The following is a 13,244-nucleotide window of genomic DNA, read 5'->3' as shown; positions in this document are numbered from 1 at the left end:
TGGGATCCATGGCTTCAAAAGCTAAAGCGCAAGATAAAGAAGATGCTCCACTGATCGACCTCAACGAGGCGTCAGTTAAGAAGCTCATGACCAAGGCGAAGAAAAAGGGCTACATCACCTATGATGAGCTCAATGAAGCTTTGCCATCTGGTGAAATGAGCCCGGATCAGATTGAGGACATCCAAACCGCTTTGTCGGAAATGGGCGTTCAAATCGTCGAGAACGATGAAGAGGCCGAGGCCGAGGCTGAGCAAGAAGCCGAAGTTGCAGAGATGCAGGTCGGCGACGAGAAGAAAGACTCCAAGAAAGCGCCTGCCGCAGCGGTCAAGAAGACCGGCACGGGCGAACGCACCGATGACCCGGTTCGCATGTACCTGCGCGAAATGGGCGCGGTGGAATTGCTCAGCCGCGAAGGCGAGATCGCGATTGCCAAGCGGATTGAAGCGGGCCGCGACATGATGATCATCGGCCTGTGCGAAAGCCCGATCACGTTCCACGCGATCATCCATTGGTCCGAAGCGCTCAACAACGAAGAAATGCGGCTGCGCGAGATCCTTGATCTGGACGCGATGCTTTCGAAAGAACCGCCTGCCGATAAGATGGCAGAGGGCGCCGAGGACGATGACGACGGCGAAATCTCTGAAGAGACCGCCGGCCCAACCATCCGCGACGATGATGACGACGACAGCGACGAAGCATCCGACGAGGATGAAGAGGGCGAAGAAGGCAGCTCCAAGCGCGAAGAAGAAGAGGAAGAGGATAACACTCTCTCGCTCGCGCAGATGGAAGCCACGCTTAAACCAGACGCGATTGAACGCTTTGCCCGCATCACCAAGCTGTTCAAAACCTTTGAGAAACTCCAGGCTGAGCGGGTCGACACTCTGGCGGCTGGCAACGAGTTTCCAAAGGCCAAAGAGAACAAGTACGAGAAACTGGGCGAAGAGCTGACGGCGGAAGTCGAAAGCATGCAGTTCCACGCGACCAAGATCGAATTCCTGGTCGACAATCTCTATGCCTTCAACCGCCGGCTGACCGCGCTGGGCGGCCAGATGCTGCGTCTGGCAGAGCGTCACAAGATCAAACGGATCGACTTCCTCAAAAGCTATGTCGGCAATGAGCTCGACGACAGCCGGATCAAGGCGAACGCGAAGAAAGACAAGAAATGGGCCGCTTTCATTGAGAAAGAAGGCGCAGCGGTTGAGCGTATTCGCACCGAAATCACCGATATTGCCGCCAACACTGGTATGGCTCTGCCGGAATTCCGCCGCATCGTGAACATGGTGCAAAAGGGCGAGCGCGAGGCGCGTATCGCCAAGAAGGAAATGGTGGAAGCCAACCTTCGCCTGGTGATCTCTATCGCCAAGAAATACACCAATCGCGGCCTGCAATTCCTTGATCTCATTCAGGAAGGCAACATCGGCCTGATGAAGGCGGTTGATAAATTTGAATATCGCCGCGGCTACAAATTCAGCACCTATGCGACCTGGTGGATCCGTCAGGCGATCACCCGTTCCATCGCTGACCAAGCGCGCACGATCCGTATCCCGGTCCACATGATCGAGACGATCAACAAGCTGGTGCGAACATCGCGTCAATTCCTGCACGAGGAAGGCCGCGAGCCGACTCCAGAGGAAATGGCAGCGCGCCTGTCCATGCCGCTAGAAAAAGTGCGCAAGGTGATGAAAATTGCCAAGGAACCGATCAGCCTCGAAACGCCAATCGGCGATGAGGAAGATTCGCACCTGGGTGATTTCATCGAGGATAAGAACGCGATCATCCCTGTGGATGCCGCAATCCAAGCGAACCTCAAGGAAACCGTCACCCGCGTGCTCGCATCGCTGACCCCGCGTGAAGAGCGCGTGCTGCGGATGCGCTTTGGCATCGGCATGAACACCGACCACACTTTGGAAGAAGTGGGTCAGCAGTTCAGCGTGACGCGCGAACGCATCCGTCAGATCGAGGCGAAGGCGCTGCGCAAGCTCAAGCACCCAAGCCGGTCGCGCAAGATGCGGTCATTCTTGGATCAGTGATGCTGCTCGTTGTAGAGGCTTTTTACATCTGAATTGGAATAGCTTTGTCCGAGGAAAATTCCGCCGGATCGTTATTGGCAAATAGGCCGCTCATCGTGGCTGTCCTGTATCTAGGGACATTCTTCACCGGTGTGAGCGGTCTAGTCGGGATAGTCTTAGCCTACGTCTTTCGCAGCGGTCTCAATGAAGACTGGGAACGCACTCATTTCGCGTACCTTATCAAGACGTTTTGGATGTTTGCTACCGCGTTTGTACTGGCATTCATTGCGGTTGTTTTCGTTGTAGCTGAAGCGCCTACAGGCGGTCTTTTGGCGCTTCCTGCTGCTGCATTAGGAATTTTGGCAGGAGTACGCTCTGTACTTGCGATGATCAACGCAGCTCAGCAAAAGCCAATGCTCAGGCCAAGTTCCTGGCTTCTGTAGGCTCCAACGCCCCTACCCCTTCATTGAATCGTAAAGCGGCACCGTATCGGCGACGGGGTCAAACCGCACCCAGGTCGCAATCGCGAGCGCGCCGACTAGGCAAGCCCCTGCGATCATAAAGCAGCGTTTTGCATTCACCGCCGGGATCATTGGGCCAAGCACCGGCAGCATCAAAGCCGCGAGCAGCGCCGCCACCATCGGCACATCCGGCCCAACGCCTTGCATAACTTGATGCCCAAACTGCAGCATCAATCCCAGCACCACGCCGCCGCAAAGCACCGAAGCGACCCGCGCAATTGCTCCATCAGCTTTGCCCGTTGCCACTCCTAGAATTCCAGCCAGCAACAGCGGCCAAACCACCAGAAACGCAGTGGTGGGGGCGAATATCTGCATGGCAAGAGCGATCAGAATACCCACAATGCTGCCGCGCCGCCCCGCCCACAATGGCGCGCTGACCGCGAGCGAAGCGATACAGATCAGCAGCGCCTGCGCCTCCAGCATCGGGATCGCGGCCAACCGGTCGTAATAGATATTCTCGCCCGCGCCCTCCCCTGAAATCGCATTGACCGTGTAAAGCGTCAGGCCGCCGCCCAGGATCACCACCGCCGATGCGGCCAAGCTCTTCCACCAGCCACCCGGCGCATTCTTCCGCAAGCAAATTACATGGAGCACCGCGGTCAGCGCGAACAACGCCCAGCCCACGACCGTGCCGTAATGCAGCAGGAAGATGCCGAACACATCGAAGAACGTGCGATCCTCCGCCGCCTCTGGCAGGGCATCCGTATTGGCGAGCGCCAGTGTCAGCTCCAACGTCTGATCGCCCATATCCTGCAACGCACCTTGGTCCAGATTCTCCGGCGTGGCCTTGGGCGAATGATACAGGCCCGGCCTGCCAATAAACGACAGATTGTAGGCTACATATGGCCGCTTGAGCGCGGGAGTCAGATCGGTGTTGTTGGGCAGCACCTCATAAACGAAGCTTGCGAGCGACGACCCGCCCGGCCGCGCAACCGCATCGGCATAGAGCTCAATTGCTGCGCCATTGTCTTTGGAGGTTTGGAACAGGGTTGTGCGCCCGCCCGCACCGCGCGCCTCCAGATTGATAATTGCACCAATCCGGTCCGCCAGCGGGTTCTCATCGATAAATTGCTGTGCGCCCAGCAGGCCCAGCTCCTCACCATCGGTCAGCAGCACGATGATATCGCGATCGGGCTGCCCTTGGCTGGTGATTGCGCGCACTGCCTCCAATATGCTGGCAACGCCCGCGGTGTCGTCAGAGGCTCCGGGTGATCCCCACACCGTATCGTGATGCGCCATCAGAGCGACGGCAGGCTTTGAACGGTCTTGGCCGGGGATTACGCCGATCACATTGGTCAGGGTCAGCGCATCAGGCGTCTCGCCACTCCAGCGGCCAAATCGGGCCAAACTGCGCTCTGGCACCGGCCCTTCGACCAGTGATACCTCTGCGTCCAATTCTTCGAGCTCAGCCGCCAGATAATCCCGCACTTTGGCGTTCGCTTCCGAACCGGTCGGATGCGGCTCTGCGGCGATAATGCGCACATGCTCCATCGCCCGCTCGGCTGAAAAACTCGCCTCATCGCTGTTAATGCTGGCCGGCAATTGCGGCGTGGTGCCCAAAATCGCCAGCGCCAGGCCAACCAGAGCAGTCACAGCCAATGTCAGCCAGCGCATTCAATCCCCCTGCCTCTTCCAAGCGATGCGCCGGGTTGTTCAGCATCTTGCGAGAAAAGCCAATAGCGACGCGTCACGCGCGCATCATGCGAGAGTTAAGAAAGCGCCCGTTCTCCAAAGGAGGCTGAGAATTCACAATGCAGAAAACGGCCTAGCAATGATGTCGCGGTTTGCGCTCTGGTTCATAACCGGGTTCATCGCCAAATTCAGTCACATGATTCATCAATCCTCCATACAGAAGGATTTGGCTGAAGAGCGGTAGTATGTTGTCCCACGAAGGCAGCATACTGCCGGGACCAAACCTGTAGCCAATGCGGGTTGCATCGAGGTCTTCTTGGTTTGCGATCATGCCAGTATACTCCGATCGCCAGCCAACTCCGAACCTGTTTTCGCTAAGTGTAAAGCCGTCCCGATTGAGAATATCGAGAACATACCCCTGTTCAGAAACAACAACTTCGAGGTCGCCGAGCTGGTTCTGACTGATCCCGTCAACGACCACCGCATTGCGGCCTTTCGTGATTACGACTTTGCTGGCGACATAGGCATTGGGATTGCCGTCCCATTGCTCAGTTTCGATCGTAATCTTCGTACCGTTTTCGAGCTTAAATGTGGTCGTGCCCCAAAAATCGAATGCCCGTACCCCATCAACGCCAATGTGCGGATCGCCCCAGATTCTCGTGTATTCATTGGTGTTTGCGTTGAAGACTTCAATCTCGCTGGATCGCTCTTCAAAATTGAGGGTGTAGCCATCCCCCAACTGTAGCTCCGCGCGCCCTTCCCCCGTGGTCTTTGCAACCCATTCTTGGACAGGCTCGGGGCTCGCGCTGGGGAGGCTTGACGTTACCAGCGATGGAGAATGGAAATCTGCTTCCGGGTCCAAATCCGTGTAAGAACGCGCAACCATCAATTCCGGCGTTGTGGCAGAAGCAAACCGACCCGCGTCCAGCGGGTCTTGGAATTGTCCCAAGACATCGGAGGAAATTTGCACCACGCCTCCTGACAGAAGCGGGTTCACCAAGTGCGTTATGACGGATAGACCACCGCCAATCGAGCTGATCATTGCAATTCCCCTAAATTACATCTGCCCTATCCAGCATTGCTAAGGACGTTGCACTCTGCGTTTCGCGTAGATTAGCTCTACAAAACGCATAGATTTGGGGAAGCCGCCGGAAAAGCCGTGCGGTGGGCCTAGTCATCGGGCGCGCGAGCCCCTAAATCACCGCACATGCGTATAGCAATTGCATCAGATCACGCCGCGACCGAAATGAAAGCGGAAATCGCCGAATGGCTCATCGAAGAAGGCCATGAGGTGGCTGACCTTGGCCCAGCAGCGGGCGAGAGTGTCGATTACCCGGACTATGGCTATAAATTGGCCGAAGTGGTCGCGGAGGGAACTGTCGAACGCGGCATCGCTCTATGCGGATCGGGCATTGGCATTTCAATCAGCGTAAACCGCCATCCTGGCGTGCGCTGCGCGCTCGTGTCAGAGCCGCTGTCCGCCGCTCTTGCTCGCGAGCACAACAATGCCAATGCTATCGCACTGGGTGCGCGGCTGACCGGCATCGAAATGGCCAAGAGCTGCATCGCGACCTTCCTAGACACAGATTTCGCCGACGCTGATGATCCCGCTGGCCGGCATCAGCGCCGCGTTGCCAAACTCGGCACCCCGCCCATCCAGACGACACGAATCGAGACCCACCAATGAGCACTGCCCCTTCTGACGTTCTGCCCGTGATGGACGGCTTCTGGAACGATGACCTCGCCGCCGCTGACCCGGAAATCGCGGCCGCTATCACCAGCGAACTGGCCCGCCAACGCGACAAGATCGAGCTGATCGCGAGTGAAAACATCGCGAGCCGCGCGGTGCTGGAAGCCACCGGTAGTGTCTTCACCAACAAATATGCCGAAGGCTATCCGGGCAAGCGCTATTACGGCGGCTGCGACTATGCCGATCAGGTCGAAACATTGGCCATTGAGCGCGCCAAGCAATTGTTTGGCTGCAATTTTGCCAATGTTCAGCCGAACAGCGGCAGCCAGATGAACCAGGCCGTCTTCCTCGCTCTGCTAGAGCCGGGCGACACCTTCATGGGCCTCGATCTCAATTCCGGCGGGCACCTGACCCACGGTTCGCCTGTCAATATGAGCGGCAAGTGGTTCAACCCGGTCAGCTACGGCGTGACCGAAGGCGATGAGCTGATCGATATGGACGCGGTTGCGGCCACCGCGCGTGAGCACAAGCCAAAGCTGATCATCTGCGGCGGCACAGCCTATTCGCGCACTTGGGATTTTGGCGCATTCCGCGAAATCGCGGATGAAGTGGGTGCCTATCTGCTGTGCGATATGAGCCACATCTCAGGCCTCGTTGCTGGCGGCGCCCACCCATCGCCCTTCCCGCACTGCGACATCGTCACCTCAACAACGCATAAGAGCCTGCGCGGTCCGCGTTCGGGCATCATCCTGTGGAACGATGAAAAGCTGACCAAGCCGCTGAACATGGCGGTGTTCCCCGGACTGCAAGGCGGTCCGCTGATGCATGTTGTTGCTGGTAAAGCCGTGGCTTTCCGCGAGGCTCTGCAGCCTGAGTTCAAAACCTACGCGCACCGGATCGTTGAAAACGCCCGTGCGCTCGCCGCTAGCCTGGAAGAAAACGGCCTGCGGATCGTCTCTGGCGGTACGGACAACCATTCCATGCTGGTCGATCTGACGGCGAAAGACGTGACCGGCAAAGCCGCCGAGGCAGGCCTCGACCGCGCTTGGCTCACCTGCAACAAGAACGGCATCCCGTTCGACACCCGTTCGCCATTCGTGACCAGCGGCATTCGTCTGGGCACACCAGCGGGCACGACGCGCGGCTTTGGCCCGCTTGAATTCCGCACGGTGGGCAAGCTGATCGCGGAGGTCGTCGATGGCCTCTCGAAAAACGGCCCAGAGGGCGACGCGCAGGTCGAAGAAAGCGTGCGCTCCCGCGTCAACGAGCTTTGCTCTGCCTTCCCTGTCTACCCGGGCATGTGAAGGACCAAATCCATGAGCACCCCGCAAGATGACGGTCCTGACTGGATTGACGATACTAAGGCTGAGCTCTCCGGCATGGCCAAGGAAGGGATGAAGCACCCTTCGACCAAGCCTGTGCTGACCGGCGCAGCGATTGGTGCGGTTGCCGGTGCAATCCTGCCCGTGATCAGCCTACCGCTCGGCCTTGCCGCGGGCGCTGGCATCGCCTTTTACAACCGTATCAAGAAGTAGCCCCAAACCATGCGCTGCCCCTTTTGCGCGAACGACGACAGCCAGGTTAAGGACAGCCGCCCGACCGAGGACGCAACTGCGACCCGGCGCCGGCGCCAATGCTCCGGCTGCGGCGCGCGCTTTACCACCTTTGAACGCGTGCAATTGCGCGAAATCGTTATCGTCAAAGCGGGCGATGACGGTCAGGAAGAACGCCGTGAGCCGTTTGACCGGGACAAGCTGGAACGCTCCGTTTCGCTCGCCTGCCGCAAACGCGGCGTGACACAGGATCGGATTGACCGGTTGGTGTCCGGTATTCAGCGCCAGGTGGAAACCGCCGGTGATGCCGAGGTGCCCTCTGCCAAGATCGGTGAAATGGTGATGGAGGGGCTGAAGCAGATCGACAGCGTCGCTTATATCCGTTTCGCCTCGGTCTATCGCGATTTCAGCGAAGCGCGTGATTTTGAGGAATTTGCCAGCACCGTGCAGGAAGCGGCGCAGGACTGATCCGCGCGGATGGCCAGCAGCAACCAGCCCATTATCGTCCTGGTCCGCCCGCAAATGGGCGAGAACATCGGACACGCGGCGCGCGCCATGCTCAATTTTGGGCTGACCGAGATGCGCCTGGTCGATCCGCGCGATGGCTGGCCCAATCCCGCCGCTGGCCCCACGGCAGCCGGCGCGGATATCGTGCTGGAGCAAGCAAAGGTCTTCTCCTCCACCGAAGAGGCGGTGGCCGATTGCGCGAACATCTACGCCACGACCGTGCGCAAACGCGGCGTGTCAAAGCCGGTGGTGACGCCCGATGAGGCCGCTCGCGAGATCAAAGCTCAGCCCGGACGCAGTGCGATCCTGTTCGGGCGCGAGGCATCCGGCTTGGCGACCGAGGACGTCGGCCTAGCGCGCAGCATTTTGACCGTGCCGATCAATCCGGAATTTGGCTCGCTCAATCTCGCACAAGCAGTGATCCTGTGCGCTTACGAATGGTCAAAAGTGGCGCGCAGCGAGGCTGGCCTTGCCCAGCCACCGCAAGAGGATCTGCTGCCCCCTGCCCCGCAAGAAGAGCTCGACGGATTGGTCGCGCACTTTGAGAAATTGCTGGAGCCAAAGGGCTATTTCCTGCCCGAGCCACGGCGCGAGGCCACCGCGCAAACCTTGCGCAATGTGCTGACCAAGCCGGGGTGGAACCACTTGGAAATCCGCACCTTGCGCGGGGTCTTGTCCTCGCTCGGGCGGACGCGGCGCGATCCCTAACCCAAACGCGCGGCAAATACGGGGCGGCGCAGCGGCGACAAAGGCTTGACGCGTCCTGCAATCCTGCTATTCGCGCGCCTTCGCAAATTGGCTCCGCACCCCGGTGAAGCGGTAGCCGCGCTTGAGACATCTCAAGCGGAGCGATGCCGGGTTAAACGGTCGCCACTGGGGCGGCTCATGCAATTTGAAAGATATATCTATGACGAAGCGTACCAGCTCGAAGCATAAACTTGACCGCCGGATGGGTGAAAACATCTGGGGTCGTCCAAACTCTCCAGTGAACAAGCGTTCTTACGGTCCTGGCCAACACGGTCAGCGTCGCAAGAGCAAGATGAGCGATTTCGGCCTTCAGCTGCGCGCGAAGCAAAAGCTCAAAGGCTATTACGGCGATGTCACTGAGAAGCAGTTCCGCAGCACCTACAAGGATGCGACCCGGATCAAAGGCGACACCGGTCAGAACCTGATCGGTCTGCTTGAGCGCCGTCTCGACATGATCGTTTACCGCGCGAAATTCGCACCAACGATCTTTGCAGCCCGTCAAATCGTCAGCCACGGTCACATCCTCGTGAACGGCGTAAAGTGCAACATCGCCAGCCGCCGCTGCGATGTGGGCGACGTGATCAGCCTCGGCGCGAAAGCCAAGGAAATGGCGCTGGTTATCGAGGCGCAAAGCCTGCCAGAGCGTGAAATTCCTGACTATGTCGCGCCTGATGGCACCGACAAGGTGACTTTCACCCGCGTACCAAAGCTCGACGAAGTGCCTTACCCGGTAACGATGGAACCAAATCTCGTGGTCGAGTTCTACTCGCGCTAATCCGCGGGCATCTGACACGAAGCAGGGCGGCCTTCACGGGCCGCCCTTTTCGTTTGTTTGTGGTGCAGCTTTCGTTGTCCTGTAGCGACGGCGCTCGGTGGCAGGTCGTCTTCTGTACCGCAAAAAGTGGAACTTCCGCTCTCGACCTAATAGCTGACACTGGAGACTGCAGTTTGCTGTATGCCTCAGTCCGATTGGCAATTAGATCGACCTGAGGTTTCCGAAACATCCCAAATCTCTGCCACCCCATCGAGTGTCCCTACCACTACTAAGCAGCCATCTTCACTAAATCGAGCGCTCTCATATGGCCGGCGTTCCGGGCTAGACAAAGTTGCTAAGTTTCGGCCCGTTTTCACATCCCACACATGGGTAGTGCCGTCATAACTTGCCGTGAGGATTGTGGTGCCGTCGCGACTAAAACTCAGGTCAACGATCCAGTGCTCATGTTCGGAATATGTGAACAGATGCTCGCCCGTTGTTGCGTCCCAAATGCGCGCGGTTCCATCCGTCGCGGCGGTCGCAATCAGAGATCCATTCGGGCTGAAATCGGCATCCAAAACTGTCGATAAGTGGCCCGAAAGTTTCATCAATAGATCGCCCGAATTGGCATCCCATACACGTGCAACAGCATCGCCGCCCGAAGTCACGACTCGAGTGCCATCGGCATTGAAGCTACCGAAGCTTTTGTACCCAACACCCTCATCATGCACTTTGAGTGTTTTCCGGAGCTGGCCGGAGGACGCATCCCAGATACGCGCTTTGTTATCGCTCCCGATCGTCAGGATACGGACGCCATTGGTATCAAAAGACGCGGCAGATACTCCATATTTATGGCCGGTCAATTCGGCGATCTGTTCACCGGTGGAAACTGTCCATAGGCGCGCTGTGCCATCTAGACTCGCCGTCACAATTCGCATGCCATCCGAACTGAAGGAGGCCGAATACACCCAGCCAGAGTGGCCAGATAGAGTCGCTGATCGAGTACCGGTCTGCACATCCCAAATTCGCGCGGTCCCATCGAAGCTTGTGGTAACAATCAGAGAACTATCAGGACTGAACTGTATTGAGGTAATCGTATCGAAGGCACCATCCGAATGGCCGACCAAGGTTCTGATATGTCCTCCGGACAAAGCATCCCAGAGCCGAACTCTTCCGTCACCATCCGCCGTGGCAAGGGTTAGACCATCTCCACTGAGGCTCGCATAAGTTACCGGATGGTCATTGCTGCGAATGACGATAACGTTAGGGTTTTTGGATTGCGGTTTTAGTGCAGCGTCTTCGCTATTCAAGCCTGCGCCCATTGCGAATGCCTGAGGGGCATTCGCGCCCGAGATCGAGATCAAAGGCGCGCCAAATATAAGTAGAGAAAACAGAATACTGATCGTCAGTTTGCGATACATTTTCTCAGTTTCCCTGCTTCGATCAGCTCATTAAGATACGACTGTGATACAGGCAGACGAAAGAGACAAGTCGACAAAACTTCGTGGATTGAACTGATCCTGGGTAACAGGGACTTGCGTCGGTTAGAGACAAGTTGCAGTTAGCCTGATAGCACCCGCGTTTGAGAATTGGCCCGAACGCACCCACAAGGAATGCGTCGATGAGCATGATCTATATCGCCGAGGAAATTGTAATTGAGCGCTCCTCAAAGGATGTGTTTGCATATGTGTCGAACCTGACACTTGATCCCACATGGCGCTCCGAGGTGGTTCGTATGGACGTCGACGGCCCCATGGCGGTCGGGATGAAAATGATGGAAAAATCGCTCTTTTTCAAAATGAAGAGGCTGGACACACCGGGCGTAATCACGGTGCATGAACCGGATATGTGCTTTGAATTCGTATCGAGCGAAGGGGCTGATCTACCTTTGACGGGGCGGCGCGAGGTCGTGAAAGTTGCAGAGCGCCAAACGCTTCTGAAGTACAGGCTGGACACTGAATACGATGGGTCGCGCCTAGCGACATTCCTTACGAAACAGCTCTATTCACACTGGGTCAGAGGCTATTTGAAGCGCCTCAAGACAATCCTGGAAATCTAGTGCCAGAAGAACATCGACGATCACGCTCTCATTCGGACTGACTTTCGCCCGCCTACTAACGGCCTTGTCAGACTGACGAGGCATTTCTGATCGGACGTGCCACCGATAGGTTAGGAACCGCAAGTCGAGAGCTAAACCACCAAGTCCATTCAAGCGCTTCAACTCATCGCCTAAGCTCATCGTCATCGGACTTGTGGTGATGATGTATTTGCTCTTTCCGCTGAGTTTACGTCTGCTTTACGCCCAGAAACAGACCTAAGCGCTAGTTTGCCTCAACTCCAGCAACGGACGTTTCCAACGCAATAGGCGACGCCTAATCCCGCGTGCGGTCCCATTCCTCAAATTCGTATGCGATTGAGCCTTCGACCAATCGCTCCCAAATGTCGCTGATGACATCGCCCGGCAGGCCGCGCGCTTCCGCCTCGGCAACAGCGGCGGCGATCACGCTTCCCTTGCGCGCTTCATCGCGCACCACATCGCGGCTGGGCTTAATCCGCGCCGCCGCCCGCATATAGCCAAAGCGTCGCTCCAGCAGGGCCACCAACTCCCGGTCGGTCGCATCCACGCCTTCGCGCACTTCGGTCATGCTCGCGCATTCCTCAGGGGCTTTGGCGTCGAGAGCTTTGGGCATCACTTAGGATCTTTCAGATAATCGCGCCGAAAATCAGCGGCGAAAGCAGAGAATGTTCCGGCCGCAATGGCACCGCGCATCGCCTTCATCAAGCTTTGGTAGAAGGCAAGATTGTGCTCAGTCACGAGCATCGCGCCCAGGATCTCTCCTGATTTTTGCAAATGGTGCAAATATGCCAGCGAATAGGTGCTGCAGGTGGGGCATTCGCAGCGCTCATCCAGCGGTCCGGTGTCCTCTGCAAAGCGGGCATTGCGCAGGTTAATCGCGCCGTTCCAGGTGAACGCCTGGCCATTGCGGCCCGAACGCGTGGGCAGCACGCAGTCGAACATATCAATCCCGCGCTCCACCGCGCCGACCAGATCGTCTGGCTTGCCAACGCCCATCAGATAGCGCGGCTTATCCTCAGGCAGTTGTCCCGGTGCATAATCAAGCACACCGAACATCGCCTCTTGCCCCTCGCCCACGGCCAGGCCGCCGACCGCATAGCCATCAAAGCCAATGTCAGTGAGCTTCTCAGCGCTGATCTTGCGCAGTTCTTCGTCGAGAGCGCCCTGCTGAATTCCGAATAAGGCTGAGCGCGCCGCATGCTCGCCGCCGCTGTCAAACCCGCCCCGGCTGCGCTTGGCCCAGCGCATGGAGAGCTCCATACTCGCAGCGATTTCCTCACGCGGACGGTCGGCGCGCGGGCATTCATCAAACGCCATCACGATATCGCTGCCCAGCAGGCGCTGAATTTCCATTGAGCGTTCTGGGGTGAGCATGTGTTTGGAGCCATCGATGTGACTGCGAAACTCCACGCCCTCCTCGGTCAGCTTGCGCAGGTCCGACAGGCTCATCACCTGATAACCGCCGCTGTCGGTCAGGATCGGGCGATCCCAATTCATGAAATTGTGGAGGCCGCCCAATTTCGCGACCCGTTCCGCACCCGGACGCAGCATCAGGTGATAGGTGTTGCCAAGGATAATGTCCGCGCCCAGCGCGCGCACGCTTTCGGGCTTCATCGCCTTTACGGTGGCCGCCGTGCCAACCGGCATGAATGCGGGCGTGGCGATGGTGCCGCGCTGCATTGCAATGCTGCCGGTGCGCGCCTTGCCATCGGTGGCAGCGATGCTGAATTTGAAACGCTCGGTCATAAGTCGCG

General features: G+C 57.8%; 14 protein-coding genes. 9 read left to right on the top strand and 5 right to left on the bottom strand.

Features of this window, described 5'->3' with window-relative positions:
- The first annotated feature begins 8 nt into the window (after nt 1–8).
- On the top strand, nt 9–2,030 hold the full coding sequence (rpoD, locus tag AC0V6M_RS11235; protein ID WP_486138889.1) for an RNA polymerase sigma factor RpoD: 2,022 nt from the start codon (nt 9–11) through the stop codon (nt 2,028–2,030).
- 44 nt (nt 2,031–2,074) lie between these two features.
- Nucleotides 2,075–2,452, top strand: coding sequence for a DUF4870 family protein (locus tag AC0V6M_RS11230; RefSeq protein WP_486138888.1), 378 nt, complete (start codon nt 2,075–2,077; stop codon nt 2,450–2,452).
- Nucleotides 2,453–2,464: 12 nt separating this feature from the next.
- Here the strand turns inward: AC0V6M_RS11230 and AC0V6M_RS11225 are convergent, their stop codons facing one another.
- Nucleotides 2,465–4,144 carry a M20/M25/M40 family metallo-hydrolase gene (locus AC0V6M_RS11225; protein ID WP_486138887.1) on the bottom strand — a complete coding sequence of 560 codons (1,680 nt, stop codon included), beginning with the start codon at nt 4,142–4,144 and terminating at the stop codon, nt 2,465–2,467.
- Between the two features lie 151 nt (nt 4,145–4,295).
- On the bottom strand, nt 4,296–5,204 hold the full coding sequence (locus AC0V6M_RS11220; RefSeq protein ID WP_486138886.1) for a DUF1521 domain-containing protein: 909 nt from the start codon (nt 5,202–5,204) through the stop codon (nt 4,296–4,298).
- Between the two features lie 165 nt (nt 5,205–5,369).
- On the opposite strand from AC0V6M_RS11220, the gene rpiB reads away from it, so the two are divergent.
- The 6 genes from rpiB (at nt 5,370) to rpsD (ending at nt 9,434) form a co-directional block, all read left to right on the top strand.
- Nucleotides 5,370–5,849, top strand: a complete 480-nt coding sequence (gene rpiB, locus AC0V6M_RS11215) for a ribose 5-phosphate isomerase B (protein ID WP_486138885.1) — start codon at nt 5,370–5,372, stop codon at nt 5,847–5,849.
- The gene (gene glyA, locus AC0V6M_RS11210; RefSeq protein ID WP_486138884.1) at nt 5,846–7,156 is read left to right on the top strand and encodes a serine hydroxymethyltransferase; all 1,311 of its coding nucleotides are present in this window, start codon (nt 5,846–5,848) and stop codon (nt 7,154–7,156) included. The genes rpiB and glyA overlap by 4 nt, the downstream gene beginning before the upstream one ends.
- Nucleotides 7,157–7,168: 12 nt before the next feature.
- Nucleotides 7,169–7,387 (top strand): hypothetical protein, encoded by a 219-nt coding sequence (locus AC0V6M_RS11205; protein ID WP_472645489.1) that lies wholly within the window; start codon nt 7,169–7,171, stop codon nt 7,385–7,387.
- A 9-nt stretch (nt 7,388–7,396) separates the two neighbouring features.
- Nucleotides 7,397–7,873 carry a transcriptional regulator NrdR gene (gene nrdR, locus AC0V6M_RS11200; protein WP_486138882.1) on the top strand — a complete coding sequence of 159 codons (477 nt, stop codon included), beginning with the start codon at nt 7,397–7,399 and terminating at the stop codon, nt 7,871–7,873.
- Nucleotides 7,874–7,882: 9 nt separating this feature from the next.
- Nucleotides 7,883–8,620 carry an RNA methyltransferase gene (locus AC0V6M_RS11195; RefSeq protein WP_486138881.1) on the top strand — a complete coding sequence of 246 codons (738 nt, stop codon included), beginning with the start codon at nt 7,883–7,885 and terminating at the stop codon, nt 8,618–8,620.
- A 199-nt stretch (nt 8,621–8,819) separates the two neighbouring features.
- A complete protein-coding gene (gene rpsD, locus AC0V6M_RS11190) occupies nt 8,820–9,434 on the top strand; it encodes a 30S ribosomal protein S4 (protein ID WP_486138880.1) in 615 nt (204 codons plus the stop codon).
- A gap of 185 nt (nt 9,435–9,619) precedes the next feature.
- Here rpsD and AC0V6M_RS11185 read toward each other — a convergent pair whose 3' ends face one another.
- A complete protein-coding gene (locus AC0V6M_RS11185; RefSeq protein ID WP_486138879.1) occupies nt 9,620–10,834 on the bottom strand; it encodes a WD40 repeat domain-containing protein in 1,215 nt (404 codons plus the stop codon).
- A gap of 200 nt (nt 10,835–11,034) precedes the next feature.
- On the opposite strand from AC0V6M_RS11185, the gene AC0V6M_RS11180 reads away from it, so the two are divergent.
- Nucleotides 11,035–11,472: an SRPBCC family protein gene (locus tag AC0V6M_RS11180; RefSeq protein WP_486138878.1), complete on the top strand. Its 438-nt coding sequence runs from the start codon at nt 11,035–11,037 to the stop codon at nt 11,470–11,472.
- A 313-nt stretch (nt 11,473–11,785) separates the two neighbouring features.
- Here AC0V6M_RS11180 and AC0V6M_RS11175 read toward each other — a convergent pair whose 3' ends face one another.
- Together AC0V6M_RS11175 and tgt are read right to left on the bottom strand one after the other, a co-directional pair.
- Entirely contained in the window at nt 11,786–12,103 is a 318-nt protein-coding gene (locus AC0V6M_RS11175; RefSeq protein WP_486138877.1) for a chorismate mutase, read from the bottom strand.
- Nucleotides 12,103–13,236, bottom strand: coding sequence for a tRNA guanosine(34) transglycosylase Tgt (gene tgt / locus AC0V6M_RS11170; protein WP_486138876.1), 1,134 nt, complete (start codon nt 13,234–13,236; stop codon nt 12,103–12,105). The genes AC0V6M_RS11175 and tgt overlap by 1 nt, the downstream gene beginning before the upstream one ends.
- Between the last annotated feature and the right edge of the window lie 8 nt (nt 13,237–13,244).

This window comes from Erythrobacter sp. JB3-1, from assembly GCF_057364995.1.
Note: the sequence above shows the minus strand (reverse complement) of the source record. Positions and strands in the feature narration are given on the sequence as shown.

Bases quoted from the DNA above. Each gene is read 5' to 3' on its own strand.
- rpoD (WP_486138889.1), top strand. From the start codon at position 9: ATGGCTTCAAAAGCTAAAGCGCAAGATAAAGAAGATGCTCCACTGATC.
- AC0V6M_RS11225 (WP_486138887.1), bottom strand. From the start codon at position 4,144: ATGCGCTGGCTGACATTGGCTGTGACTGCTCTGGTTGGCCTGGCGCTG.
- AC0V6M_RS11220 (WP_486138886.1), bottom strand. From the start codon at position 5,204: ATGATCAGCTCGATTGGCGGTGGTCTATCCGTCATAACGCACTTGGTG.
- rpiB (WP_486138885.1), top strand. From the start codon at position 5,370: ATGCGTATAGCAATTGCATCAGATCACGCCGCGACCGAAATGAAAGCG.
- glyA (WP_486138884.1), top strand. From the start codon at position 5,846: ATGAGCACTGCCCCTTCTGACGTTCTGCCCGTGATGGACGGCTTCTGG.
- AC0V6M_RS11205 (WP_472645489.1), top strand. From the start codon at position 7,169: ATGAGCACCCCGCAAGATGACGGTCCTGACTGGATTGACGATACTAAG.
- nrdR (WP_486138882.1), top strand. From the start codon at position 7,397: ATGCGCTGCCCCTTTTGCGCGAACGACGACAGCCAGGTTAAGGACAGC.
- AC0V6M_RS11195 (WP_486138881.1), top strand. From the start codon at position 7,883: ATGGCCAGCAGCAACCAGCCCATTATCGTCCTGGTCCGCCCGCAAATG.
- rpsD (WP_486138880.1), top strand. From the start codon at position 8,820: ATGACGAAGCGTACCAGCTCGAAGCATAAACTTGACCGCCGGATGGGT.
- AC0V6M_RS11185 (WP_486138879.1), bottom strand. From the start codon at position 10,834: ATGTATCGCAAACTGACGATCAGTATTCTGTTTTCTCTACTTATATTT.
- AC0V6M_RS11180 (WP_486138878.1), top strand. From the start codon at position 11,035: ATGAGCATGATCTATATCGCCGAGGAAATTGTAATTGAGCGCTCCTCA.
- AC0V6M_RS11175 (WP_486138877.1), bottom strand. From the start codon at position 12,103: ATGCCCAAAGCTCTCGACGCCAAAGCCCCTGAGGAATGCGCGAGCATG.
- tgt (WP_486138876.1), bottom strand. From the start codon at position 13,236: ATGACCGAGCGTTTCAAATTCAGCATCGCTGCCACCGATGGCAAGGCG.